Raw genomic sequence first — 12,733 nt, forward strand, 5'->3', positions numbered from 1 at the left:
TTTTACTACCTTCAAACTGTGGCAGTAGGGGCACTTGAGCTGAATAGTTATCTCGCACATAACTCTCAGCTAACACCTCTGCTGCCATTTTTATCCCACCATCATACATTCTAGACCACAACCCAGAAATCTAGTATTGGTGATGTGGTAAAATATGTGGAGGAAGTGGTAGCAATTGCGGAGCAAACAGCCTCTGGTACCCAGCAGGTGGCCAGTACAGCTAAGCAGCTGTCAGGTTCCATGCAGGAGCTTACTTCGTCTTCCCAGAACCTGAACGACATTGCGGCGGATCTGCAGATTAGTATTTCAGCCTTCAAACTAATTGATGGTAACTTGGTTTTTAATGCATCGCATAAAGGGGGGCGCCAGGCAGTGCTCTCTACACCGCGTAAGCCAATAAAATCAACTGCTAAAAAAGCCAATTCATCTAAATCCTAAGATGATAAAAATTTCAAAGAATGGCACAGGCGAAAAATGGAAAATCCCTGGAAACTGAAGGGGAGGTGAATAATACAGAACAAGCTGCTGCCCCTGCTGAAAATACCAGAGAAGGCAATCCTAAAAACACCAAGCCGGAGGAAATGGTGCACCTGGTTGTTTTCAAACTGGGCACAGAGAGCTATGGTATTAAAATAGAGCAGGTAAAGGAGGTAACAGTTACACCGGCCATTACCCGCATGCCTCGTACCCCTCACTTTATCAGAGGCGTAGCAAACATCCGGGGCGATATCATAGCGATTATGGACCTGGAGGACCGGTTCGGCATTAGGCCGGCACCAATTCCTGAAAATGAATTGGTCCAAACTTCCTACACATTGGTAATTGAGGCCAAGGATTACAGCATTGGTGTGGTGGTGCGCGAGGTACCACAGTCGCTGAACATCGCTATGTCTAAAATAGACAAAGCGCCTGCGTTTTTGCAGGACATCAGCATAAATGAGAACTATATTGAAGGGATTGCCAAAGTAAATAACCAGCTGATTGTAGTGCTGGATATGTTCAAGATCCTGACCAACGATGAGATAAAGCAGCTGGCAAGTTAAAACGAGAAAATACTATTAACATAAAGTATGAAAAGAATTCTGATTGTAGATGATTCCTTCTATATGCGCACCATGCTGAAGAACATGTTGTCTGATGCCGGCTACGAAATAGTAGGCGAGGCCCCTAACGGGCAAACCGCATTGGAACTGGCCAAAACAACTAGCCCCGACCTTATTACGCTCGACGTAATATTGCCAGACAACACTGGTCTTGATGTGCTAAAAGGAATAAAAAGCGAGCAACCAGACATGAAAGTGGTGATTGTGAGTGCAGTAGGACAGGAAGTAATTGTGAATGAGGCGCTGGAGTATGGTGCCCTTTCTTATATTGTAAAGCCATTCTCTGAAGAGAAGGTGCTGGAAGTAGTAAACCAGATTTTAGGTAGCCCTTCGGAAGAGTAATTATAGTAAAAAAAACCTTAGCATAAGTAGGTGAGGGGGAACGAGGGAGTTGGATCAGACAGAGATGTTAAAAGTATTGGTTGCTGATAAGTCGTGTTATGCCCGGCTGGTATTGGAAAATATTATACAGGTGCAGGAAGACCTCACACTGGTAGGACTGGCAGCTGATGGAGATGAACTTCTGCAACAGATAAAGGCGGTGAGGCCCGATGTAGTGCTGGTAGATAACCATTTGCCTAAAAACAGTCGGCTATTTACCCTGAAGCGTATTTTTGGAGAGGCTCCTACACCAATGGTCCTGCTCCTCGACAAAGATCAGCTGACACTGGAACTTGTAAAACAGGCAACTGAGTTAGGCGTTTACGCCATCATTATCAGGCCTAAAGGTATCCGTTACCCAAATTACAGGAGTATTTCGGAAGAGGTGGTGCAAAAGGTAAGAGCTGTTCGGAACTCCGAATATAATAATGCTAGCGCCAGGCTCCACATGCTGGAGCAGGAATTGACAAGCGGTGTTGTATATAAAGTGGCAGCGCAACAACCAAAGGCTGAGCCAATTATTGTAATAGGTGCCTCTACAGGTGGTACACAGGCTATCGAAACAATTGTAAAGCGATTGTCGCCAAGGCTGAAGGCTAGCGTTTTGGTGGCCGTTCACCTGCCACAGCGATTTACCAGGTCATTTGCGAAACGGCTGCAGCACCTGACGGAGCTAACTGTAGTGGAAGGTAGAAGTGGTATATTACTGAAGCCGGGTAAAATTGTTATTGCTCCTGGTGGCAAAAATATGGTAGTGGAACCAGTAATGGGCAACAAAAACAGCCTGAAAATAGGGTTCACAGAAGAGACACTCTCTTTTGACCAACCGTCGGTTGATCTGCTCATGAAGTCGGTAGCTAACACGCAGGCAGGCAAGGTGTTGGGAGTGATTTTAACGGGAATGGGAAAGGATGGCACCGTAGGAGCCGCTTTTTTAAAGCAGAATGAGGGACTGGTAATAGCTCAAAACGAGGCATCTTCAGCCATTTTTGGTATGGCTAAATCAGCCATTGAAAAAGGACTTATTGATGAAATTCTGTCTTTAGAAGAGATTGCCACATTTATTAACGCATATGCGGAGAACAGGTACGAGGTCAGTATAACTGACAGTATTACATGAAATCAAGAGAGCAGGAGTATAAAGAAATATTTATAGCAGAAGCGCTGGAGTATTATGATGCCCTGAACAGGCACATTAGTGATCTGGAACGAAAGCCGCAGGACGACCATGTGCTGGCGGAGATATTTCGTTTGCTGCACAACCTCAAAGCCAACGCCAAAGCCATCGGTTACCTGCAGATTTCGGAGGTATCGCATAAGCTGGAGACTGCTTTCAGCCTGATCCGCAATAAAGAACTCAGCTTCAGCGATGAGGTGGTAACGGTACTTTTCGACGGCATCGACATGTTGGGGGAATTGATTACCAACATCGACAATCCTGGCGAAGGAGAGCCAGACCCGGTGCTGCTGCGTAACCTGGATATTATTGTAGACAACCTCTCGGACAGTGCCATTGAGCTGGCCAAGGTGCAGAAGTACAATACTTCCAGAAAGCTGTCGCTCTCGGACCTGATTTATATTCAGATAAAAAAACTGGACCACCTGCTTAACCTGGTGGGGGAACTGATGATAGACCGGGACAGAATCCTGTCTATCAGCAGGGAACTGAACAACGACGAACTGCTGAGTGTAAGCTCGCATCTGTACCGTATTACAGAAGAGCTGCAGTACAGCGTTATGGACGCCCGACTGGTAACTGTAGGGTCTTTGTTTAACAAGTTTCCGCGTATCGTACGCGACATTGCGGTTGCCGAAAAAAAAGAAGTGAACCTTGATCTGGTAGGGCAGGATATCCAGATTGACAGAAATATCCTGCAGATCATTACTGATTCGCTGTTGCACCTGGTGCGGAATGCCATTACCCACGGGATTGAAAAACCGGAGGAGCGGGTAAAGGCCGGTAAGCCAGCCGAAGGGCGCTTAATGCTCACCGCGCGCAACGACCGCGAGAACGTGGTTATTAAACTGGCGGACGATGGCAAAGGTATTGATCTGAAGCAGGTAAAGCGAGCAGCTGTAGACCGTAAAATGGTGCCTGCCGATGTTGCTGATAATCTGCCACAGGTTGAGCTTCTGTCATTTTTGTTTGAGCCAGGTTTTTCACTGGCAAAAGAAGTAACCGAATTCTCTGGCAGAGGCGTGGGGCTCGATGTGGTGAAAAATGCAATAGATTCCATTGGGGGCCGCATTAACATAGAATCGGAAAGAGGCAAAGGCACCACCTTTGTGTTGCGCTTGCCAACCTCTATAGCGGTGAAAGGATCGCTGTTGTTTGAGGTGGATTCTATTTACTATGCTATACCACTTATCCATACGGAGTCGGTGGTATCTATAGATGTGACGGAGTTGCACGAGGTTGGCGACGTGCTGTTAGCCGATATAAAAGGAGAAACAATTACGGTTGTTTACCTGAACGAACTTTTGAATGCCCCACTTGACAATATGCGTCTGGGAGATGCAACTCGGCTGAAGGGGCAGGTGCAGAATATTATTATTGTATCTTATAATAACAGAAAGCTCGGGTTAATTGTAGATAAACTGTACAGACAACAAGACATTGTGGTCAAATCACTGAAGAAGCCACTCGATGATATTGATATTTATGGAGGCGTAACCTTGCTTGGAACTGGTAAAGTTTGCTTGGTTCTCGATGTGCCCGCCATAACTCGTTATTTTATTAATAGAAGATAGGCTGATGTGATGAGCGATAAACCGACTAATTGGACTTTTATAATGGAACCTCAGGTTACAGACTTAGAAAGAGATATCATTAAGGAAATTCTTAATATAGGACTGGCTCGTGCCGCAGATTCTTTTGCTGCCATAGCCCGCGACAAAGTGTTGCTGAAAGTGCCTGATATCCAAATTATAGAAGTAAAAGAACTAATCAGCCTTGTGGCAAAGTACGAAACCTCACATGTTATTATTCAGTCCGATATAAAAGGTGATTTTAACGGGTCTACGTTGCTGCTCTTCTCCGACGACCACATTGCGCGCCTGTCGGAAATTTGCCTGAGCATGCTGGAAGTGCAGAAAGGCGAGCTAAGTCTGATGCAGGAATCGCTGCTACTGGAGATCAGTAATATTATAACGGGAGCTTTGGTAACGCAGCTGGCAAATATTCTGAAATCAAGTATTTATGGTTCGCCGCCCAAAGCACCAAAAAGCCATATCGCCGATTCTTTAAAAGATATTCTGGTGCAGCACCCCCTATTTCAGCCGCTTGTTTTTACAGTTATTACGCAATTTTCACATAACCTGAAAAGCGTAGAATTGCCCCTGATGCTGTTTTTCGATACGAATACGCTGCTCAAAATGATCGACATTATCCGGACGTTTACCCAAAACAAAAACAATATTTTAGGCGAGGAGTAGCAGAAAGCTTCATTTATATACATAAAATAATGACGCTTGTGATTGCACCAGCTGATAGCCTTATGCAGCCGTAGCAGCATTTGTTAGACGGTTCCATCGTTTTGCCACTCCTGTTGCTTACAAGTCTTCATAGTGTACTCCGTAGTTTTGCTTTCGTGCCGCAGTAAAAATCAGCGATACGTTGCGCTTGCCATTCGTCACGGAAATAGGCAGCTCCGCTTTGCAGGATATTTGCCTGCTCCCTTCTTCAATTATTCTAATAAATTTGGCCTTCCAGAGCTATTAAGAAAATATAAGCCCAAGGGCATTCCTGAAATATTAATGCCTTACGCCACTCCCGCTTCTTATTTTTAATTTTCAGTTCGGCGTTGCTACACCAATTATGCTAATGAAAAGGGTCTTCCAGAGGTGTTTTTGTGCGGAAAAGCGCCAGGTTAAGAGTTGTTTAGTTATGGATTAGTAAAATGTGTGGCTACAGGTGCGCATTCTTTTATATTTGATTATAGCCAGAGTTTTCGTTTTTTTGTTGGCTATACTTTTTTTTACCTACACTTCTAATGGATGAACGCTTTAGGAAGACACATTTTAGTTGAATTTTACGATTGCTCCCCTGAACTTATGAACGATGTGATGCACATCGAAAAGAGCATGGTGGCGGCCGCTGAAACAGCCGGAGCAACGGTTATTAACAGTACTTTTCATCACTTCTCGCCTTATGGCGTGTCTGGGGTGGTGGTGATCCAGGAGAGCCACCTGGCCATTCATACCTGGCCGGAGTTTGGCTATGCCGCCGTGGATTTGTTTACCTGTGGCGATTCTGTTAACCCTTGGGTTTCTTATAATTACCTGAAAGAGGCATTTAAAGCGGGCCACGGTTCTTCTATGGAGTGCCGCCGCGGACAGCTGGAACTTCTAAAGCGCCTGGATTTTAACCTGGACACTTTAAGAGATGTATCTCCTAAGCCGGCCGAAACGCAAGGGGTAATAACCCGCGATATCTGGTTTACGGAGCGCGATGAGAATATTGCACTTTCCTTAAAGCATACCGGAAACCAGTTGTACAAGAAAGAGTCGCCTTACCAGCGTGTTGAAATTTACGAAACGCTGGCATATGGCAACATGCTTACTTTAGATGGTATGGTGATGTGCACTCAAAAAGATGAGTATGTGTACCACGAAATGATTACGCACGTGCCTATGTTCAGCCATCCTAAAGCAAAGCGCGCGCTGGTAATAGGAGGTGGCGACGGAGGTACAGTACGCGAACTCCTGCGCCACGAACAGCTGGAAGAGGTAACGCTGGTAGAGATAGACGAACTCGTAATAGAGGCCTGTAAACTGCACCTGCCTGAAACCGCAGTGGCATTCGACAATCCGCGCCTGAACCTGCTGGTAGAAGACGGCATTAAGTACATAAACGAGTGCTCCGATTCTCAATACGACCTGATAATCGTAGACTCAGCTGACCCAGTAGGACCAGGAGAGGGCCTGTTTACGGCTGCATTTTACAAAGAAGTGCACCGTTGCCTCACTCCAGATGGACTGATGGTTACCCAAAGCGAATCACCGCGTTTCAACAGTGCCGTGTTCGTAGAAATTTATGATACCTATAAGAAGATTTTCGGTCAGGACAAGGTGCATTGCTATCTGGCGGCCATTCCTACTTACCCTACTGGTACCTGGAGCTTTTCCTACTCTTCCAAAGGAGATTCGCACCCCCTGGTGTTCGATCGTGAGGCCGCTGCAGCTTTCACGAAGAGCCAAGGCTTAAAATACTACAACGAAGACATTCATACAGCAGCTTTTGCCTTACCTAACTTCGTAAAGCAGCTTCTGCACTCAAATTCAAACGATATTTTAGATGAGTACTCCGCTGAACCAACCCATTAACAGCAACAGCAAAGAAGAAAAAATCGCTACTTTCGATCCAAATGGCGTGGGCGATGTAAATGGCGGCCTTTTTGGTTTGCCATTTACAGTAGAGGAGGCTGAAGTAGTAATTGTGCCGGTGCCTTGGGAGGTTACCGTATCGTATAGCGCAGGCACTGCCCAGGGTCCACAAGCTATCATGGAAGCGTCCCCGCAACTCGACCTGTTTGAGCCCGCCATAAAAGATGCCTGGAAATTGGGCATCGCTATGGAAGAAATTTCCGCAGACTGGGAGGAGACTAGCGAAGCGCTTCGGACCAAAGCTGAGGCCTATATAAACTGGTTAGAAGAAGGAAGCCCGGCATCGGAGGAGCAGGCGTATGCTAACCTGCCAATAGAGGTAACGCAAAAAGGAGAGGAACTACTGCAGTGGCTTAAATCCAAAGCTCTTACCTACCTGGACCAGGGAAAACTGGTGGGCGTACTCGGCGGCGACCATAGCACTCCCCTTGGCCTGATGCATGCCCTTGCGGAGCGACACGAAGAATATGGCATTTTACAAGTAGATGCGCACGCCGACTTACGCGACGCATACGAAGGCTTTACCTACTCGCATGCTTCCATCATGTTCAACGCTCTCAAGCTGCCGCAGGTAAAGAAGCTGGTGCAGGTGGGTATCCGGGACATATGCCAGGCAGAGGCAGAGCTGGCCGAGCAATCTAATGGCAGGGTCACCATCTTTTACGATGCTGTGCTGAAGGAGAATATGTATGAAGGCGACAGCTGGAAAAAGGAGTGCAAAAAAATTATTGCACAGCTTCCTCAAAAAGTTTATGTAAGCTTTGATATTGATGGCCTTGACCCTAAGTTATGCCCTGCAACCGGTACACCGGTACCTGGAGGTTTGGAGTTCGAACAGGCCGTTTACCTGATCAAAGCCCTGGTGAAATCAGGTCGTGAGATTATTGGCTTTGACTTATGCGAGGTAGCCCCTGGCGAGAGCGAGTGGAATGGAAACGTTGGTGCCCGGATGCTGTACAAACTCTGCAACTGGATGGCTGTATCGCAAAAACGTCTGGAGCTTTAATTATTCTATCCTTATAAATACACTTGCGTATAGCTAGGCAATATATTATTTGTTTTATATGCTATATCTAAAGTAAACTATGGGGATTATAATTAAAATATTGCTCTCTGGTGTGGCCGTTTTGCTGGCTGCTTACATATTGCCTGGCGTGCAGGTAGATGGGTTTGTCAGTGCCTTAATTGTAGCTATTGTGTTAGCCATACTTAATGCAATTGTCCGGCCAATTCTGGTGCTGCTGACTATACCGGTTACCATACTAACCTTAGGTTTGTTTTTGCTGGTAATCAATGCCATTATTATTTTATTGGCAAGTTCGCTGGTATCGGGCTTTACTGTAGATGGGTTCCTGTGGGCACTAATCTATAGCCTGGTACTATCATTAATCTCTGCCATTCTGGATGCCATCTTCTAAGACAGCAGCCAACAAGTAAAAAAAGGGCCGGAAGTTTTACTTCCGGCCCTTTTTTTACATAGCAGTGGCATGTTCTTTCGACCAGGCTTCGCAGGCATCAGCACATTCCTGGCAGGCGTCAGCGCATTTCTGGCAATGGTCATGCTCGTGCTTGCGGCATTCGGCTTCGCACAATCTGCATATTTCAATACACTCTTTCATTATATGTTTGGCATGAGGCGAGTTTCTGGCTACAAACCGCGAGGTAAGGGCACATATATCAGCGCAGTCGCGATCGAGCATAATGCATTTCACCATCATTTTTACATCATCTTCCTGCAGACACATAGTAGCGCATGTTTCGCAGGCGGTAATACATTTAATAAGCAAATGCTCTAATTCATTTGTTTTTTCAGATTTCATAGCTTTTCATTTTTGTACAACATGAACTATTAGATACGAGCAGGATAGGCAGTAGTTGATTAAGTATAAAAGTCAGAGCCTCTTTTATCCAAAGAGAGTAGCCTCATTTTGCGTTTATTTTGTGCTGAAGCGCTGAAAAGGCCGGTTACAGCCACCATAGATTGTGTAAAAAATTACAGATATCATTCTTCTTGGTTACAAAGGAGATGAGAAGAGAGTTGTTGAATTCTGCTAATGAAAACACTCTTCCGGAGGCTAAAAGGGAAAAAAAGTGATAGGGCCAGGGCAGGATAGAAAACAGTTCTTTTAAAGAAAAAAGGCGATGGACAAAAGCAGAAATGCGAATAAATTTTATTGGGTTGAAGAGCTGGAAGGAGTCTGAAAAAGAAGTGCGGCAATGGAGTACTCCACTGCCGCACTTCTTTTTTAATCTATCTTGTTTATCACGAACCGGTCGGGGTGATGCTGCTCGTAGAGCGCGTGGAGCATACCGTCTTTTAATCCAACAGCTGGCACCAGCATCGTGTCGAGTTGCGCCCATTTCATGGCCGACAAGTATATTTCTGCGGCAGGCAGAATTACATCAGCCCGGTCGGGGTTCAAGAGGAGCTTGGTAAGGCGATCTTCCATAGAAGTGGCTGCAATTCGAGCTGTTACAGCTTCTATCTGCTCTAAGGTCACTGGCCTGCCCGTAGACTGTCCGGCAAGTTCAAAAATCTTGTTAATGTTACCGCCGGTGGCTATGGCACGGTTCAGTTGGTACTTTTGCGTATTTTCCTCAATCCAGTAACGCATCGCGTTCCACAGTTCTGCGGAGTTGTGACCGTGCATGTGCCGAATAGAACCCTGCTCAAACGACTGCGACACCATTTTCTGGCGGTTCACATAAATGTTGAACTCTGTGCTGCCTCCACCTACATCTATGTGCAGGTAATTTTGGTCGTCCAGAAAATTAATGATGACTTTGTTGATCAGGTCGGCTTCGGTAACACCGTCTATTACCTGAATTTTCATGCCTATGGCATCGTAAACACGAGCCCTAACCTCATCAGAATTTAATGCGGTTCGCATAGCAGAGGTGGCGCAGATCATAAAATGCTCCACATCGTGCACATCTATCAACAACTGAAAAGAGTGCAGCAGTTTTATAAACTTGTTTATTTTGTACTCACTAATGTAGCCTGTATTAAACACATCTTCGCCGAAACGGATGGCATACCGCACGTACTCCACGCGTTTAAAAGTAACCAACCCATTTTGGTTAAACACATTAGTGATTTGGCATCTGGCTGCATTCGAGCCTATATCTATGGCAGCTAACTTCAAAAAAGTAGAATTTTATTAGGATGATCGATTTTTCTCTTCTTCAAATATAACATAAAAACCGCCACCATTAAAACTCCTTTTGCGCTACCCGCGCCAGTAATCTAGTTAACAGGCAAATAAAGCCAGCCAGTTTCTCCATCGGGCTTCTGTACCAGCTCAAAATCCTTATATGCTGCAAGCACAGCCAGTTGGGTGCCAGCCGCTAAACTATCTTTAGGTGCTGCATGCGGGTGCGGCTCATCAAGCAGTCCATATTGGCCTGTCAGTTTTTTATGGCGCACCGGTTTTGTGGTGGCCTCCACCAGGCTGGAGGCAATATAGCCTGGTGCTCCGTTTGGCAGCTCTACCCGGTACCAGTTGCCGGTTGCACCTGTCACTTGCATAGGAGCGTGCAGAGGCAGCGTGGCAAATACGCCGGTTTTTGTAGTAGGCTGCAAACGAATGTTGGCTTGCCTGGCCGATACCCGAACCCAAGCTCCTATATTGTTGGCATCTACCTGCACCCGTGGAGCTGCCTGCGTAGGCTGGTGCAGGTAAGGGTAGGGGTTGGTGGCACCTTTGCCGGAGCGGTAAATGCCAAAGTGCAGGTGAGGCGCTGTAGAAATAGCGTTTCCGGTATTGCCAATCAGGCCCAATGTGTCGCCGGTAGTTACGCGCTGGCCAGGAGAAACGAGGTGCTTGTCGAGGTGGGCATAATAGAGGTTCTGCCTGCGTTTGGCATCAGAGAGCCACACTACATTACCACCACGTGGTGTTGTGCCCACGCGGGTAACTACACCATCTACTGCAGCTACAACGGGCGTTCCTCTGGGAGCAAAAATGTCTACCCCCTCGTGTCGTCTGGCACCGGCATCGCGCGGATCACCCCAAATGCTGGAGATGTTGCGACTCGACTTACCAGGTACAGGGAAAGCCAGCGTAGGCTGAACCTGTATGGTAACGGTATATTGTGCGCTTCGAAGCAGCTCTGGTTGAAGCCTTAAAATATGAGGCTTGTCGTCGTTTACTTCATACACTAGCCTTACTGATGTCGTATCTGCACTTGCCACATGGCGCGGTGATTCAGAGCGTTGTGCAGGGGCTTCAAAGAGGTCCATAAATACGGTTGCCGGCTCTTTGGTGCGTAACTCCAGGTCTATTACAAGACGTTCGCCATGCTGCGCCTGCAGGCGGTAAGCTAACGCGCGTGGTTTATCGGCTGCAAAATATCCTGTTTCTTTGAATGGTAATGTAATTGTTATAGAGTCGCGAAGAGCACTGGTGCCGGCCTTCAGCCACTCCTGGCCCAGCGCTGTCTGGTCGAGGCTAGCGGCCTTCAGCGAAGTAGCATAACGCTCGTAGGGTGTTTCATTTTTAAAAACACCTCGTAATGTTTTATGACTTCCACATCCTAGGAGCATTAGCACCATCAGGAATAGGGCCGGAATTGTACTGTATTTCAAACCAAATTTTAATATCATGAATTTTATTGCCTTAGTCTTACTTGTATTAATACCAGAATTCAACCAAAAATGATGCCCTGAATTTTGGCCTTGTTTGCAGGTCTCAAAAACTAATTATGCTGATACTCAATTAATGAAATTGAACGCATTAGCGGTGAGTACGTAAAATAAGACTTAAGCAATATTAGACTTTAGCTAGCTATGAAAAAAATAAGATGGAAATATCGAGGAAAGAAGATGGTAAAGAAGCTGTTGCCACTTTTTGCCCCCCTTATTCTTTCGCCTGTTGCCATACCAGCAGGACAGTCGGTTGCTAAATCGGATCCGCACCGCATCAAGAGCAAACTCATGAGTTACCGGGTCATGAAGTTCGACCAGCTGGCTTACACCCTTTATGAGGAAATGCAGCTGCAGGGTGAGGGGCTACGGTTCGAGGTATTTAATAAGGCGCTGGCAGGTTATTATAACTTAAAGCATGAAGGCAAGCTGTCGGACAAAGGAATTATCACCATGGTGGACTTTACCAAATCATCGCGCGAGAAGAGGCTGTGGGTTGTGGATGTTCATAATAAAGAACTTCTTTTTAACACCTACGTGTCGCACGGCCGCAATTCGGGCGAGGAATTTGCCGAAAGTTTTTCAAATGATAGTGAGTCGTATATGAGTAGTATTGGGTTTTATGTAACGGAAGAAACATATTACGGTAAGCACGGGCTCTCGCTTAAACTAAACGGGATGGATGAGGCTTACAATACAAATGCTTTGGATCGTTGCATTGTTATGCACGGTGCAGATTATGCATCTGAGGCTTTTATAGCCCAGCAAGGTAGGCTCGGAAGGAGCTTGGGCTGCCCGGCTTTGCCAATGGGGGAGCATAAAGATATTATCAATGCTGTGCAAGGTCAGACCACGCTCTACATTCATGCATCCGACGATTCGTACACTTCGCACTACCTCGACCACGCCAATGCATTGGCAGAAATGGTACACGAAAACAAATTGGAGCTACCCACTAATCCGAAAGAGCCAGGCGATGTGGCTGAAGAAGGTTTAGCTTCTATTTAATGTTTATGAAATAAAATAACTTAAAAGGCCTCCTGATAACTGGGAGGCCTTTTAAGTTATTTTATTTGCGGAGGGCATCTCTAAAGTAGGTACGGCTTTAACTACTTAATTTCCCAGTGATTAACTGGCAGCAAACGCCAACTGCAAGCAAATTATTTAAATAAAAATAGCCTTCCGGAGGTGTGTTTTACTCCAGAAGGCTAAGGGTAAT

General features: G+C 46.0%; 13 protein-coding genes. 10 read left to right on the forward strand and 3 right to left on the reverse strand.

Annotated elements, in window-relative coordinates:
- The first annotated feature begins 144 nt into the window (after positions 1–144).
- From ACMA1I_RS22315 to ACMA1I_RS22355, 9 genes are all read left to right on the forward strand, one after another.
- Positions 145–438 carry a hypothetical protein gene (locus tag ACMA1I_RS22315; protein WP_337070710.1) on the forward strand — a complete coding sequence of 98 codons (294 nt, stop codon included), beginning with the start codon at positions 145–147 and terminating at the stop codon, positions 436–438.
- A 20-nt stretch (positions 439–458) separates the two neighbouring features.
- Positions 459–1,043 carry a chemotaxis protein CheW gene (locus ACMA1I_RS22320; RefSeq protein ID WP_337070711.1) on the forward strand — a complete coding sequence of 195 codons (585 nt, stop codon included), beginning with the start codon at positions 459–461 and terminating at the stop codon, positions 1,041–1,043.
- A gap of 27 nt (positions 1,044–1,070) precedes the next feature.
- Positions 1,071–1,445: a response regulator gene (locus tag ACMA1I_RS22325; RefSeq protein WP_337070712.1), complete on the forward strand. Its 375-nt coding sequence runs from the start codon at positions 1,071–1,073 to the stop codon at positions 1,443–1,445.
- Between the two features lie 64 nt (positions 1,446–1,509).
- Positions 1,510–2,604 carry a chemotaxis protein CheB gene (locus ACMA1I_RS22330; protein WP_337070713.1) on the forward strand — a complete coding sequence of 365 codons (1,095 nt, stop codon included), beginning with the start codon at positions 1,510–1,512 and terminating at the stop codon, positions 2,602–2,604.
- Positions 2,601–4,235 carry a chemotaxis protein CheA gene (locus ACMA1I_RS22335; protein ID WP_337070714.1) on the forward strand — a complete coding sequence of 545 codons (1,635 nt, stop codon included), beginning with the start codon at positions 2,601–2,603 and terminating at the stop codon, positions 4,233–4,235. The genes ACMA1I_RS22330 and ACMA1I_RS22335 overlap by 4 nt, the downstream gene beginning before the upstream one ends.
- A gap of 42 nt (positions 4,236–4,277) precedes the next feature.
- The gene (locus ACMA1I_RS22340; RefSeq protein ID WP_337070715.1) at positions 4,278–4,919 is read left to right on the forward strand and encodes a chemotaxis protein CheC; all 642 of its coding nucleotides are present in this window, start codon (positions 4,278–4,280) and stop codon (positions 4,917–4,919) included.
- 561 nt (positions 4,920–5,480) lie between these two features.
- The gene (gene speE / locus ACMA1I_RS22345) at positions 5,481–6,809 is read left to right on the forward strand and encodes a polyamine aminopropyltransferase (protein ID WP_337070716.1); all 1,329 of its coding nucleotides are present in this window, start codon (positions 5,481–5,483) and stop codon (positions 6,807–6,809) included.
- Positions 6,781–7,875, forward strand: coding sequence for an agmatinase family protein (locus ACMA1I_RS22350; RefSeq protein WP_337070717.1), 1,095 nt, complete (start codon positions 6,781–6,783; stop codon positions 7,873–7,875). Before speE ends, ACMA1I_RS22350 begins: the two co-directional genes overlap by 29 nt.
- Before the next feature lie 79 nt (positions 7,876–7,954).
- Positions 7,955–8,287, forward strand: a complete 333-nt coding sequence (locus ACMA1I_RS22355; RefSeq protein WP_337070718.1) for a phage holin family protein — start codon at positions 7,955–7,957, stop codon at positions 8,285–8,287.
- A gap of 54 nt (positions 8,288–8,341) precedes the next feature.
- On the opposite strand, the gene ACMA1I_RS22360 is transcribed toward ACMA1I_RS22355, so the two are convergent.
- From ACMA1I_RS22360 to ACMA1I_RS22370, 3 genes are all read right to left on the reverse strand, one after another.
- Positions 8,342–8,689 (reverse strand): four-helix bundle copper-binding protein, encoded by a 348-nt coding sequence (locus tag ACMA1I_RS22360; RefSeq protein WP_337070719.1) that lies wholly within the window; start codon positions 8,687–8,689, stop codon positions 8,342–8,344.
- Positions 8,690–9,115: 426 nt separating this feature from the next.
- Positions 9,116–10,015: a phosphatase gene (locus ACMA1I_RS22365; protein ID WP_337070720.1), complete on the reverse strand. Its 900-nt coding sequence runs from the start codon at positions 10,013–10,015 to the stop codon at positions 9,116–9,118.
- 101 nt (positions 10,016–10,116) lie between these two features.
- Entirely contained in the window at positions 10,117–11,475 is a 1,359-nt protein-coding gene (locus ACMA1I_RS22370; protein WP_337070721.1) for a M23 family metallopeptidase, read from the reverse strand.
- A gap of 183 nt (positions 11,476–11,658) precedes the next feature.
- Between ACMA1I_RS22370 and ACMA1I_RS22375 the strand changes: the two genes are divergently transcribed.
- Positions 11,659–12,522 (forward strand): murein L,D-transpeptidase catalytic domain family protein, encoded by an 864-nt coding sequence (locus ACMA1I_RS22375; protein WP_337070722.1) that lies wholly within the window; start codon positions 11,659–11,661, stop codon positions 12,520–12,522.
- Positions 12,523–12,733 lie beyond the last annotated feature (211 nt).

It is taken from the genome of Pontibacter sp. 13R65, assembly GCF_047525655.1.
In the GTDB taxonomy this organism is placed as follows: domain Bacteria; phylum Bacteroidota; class Bacteroidia; order Cytophagales; family Hymenobacteraceae; genus Pontibacter.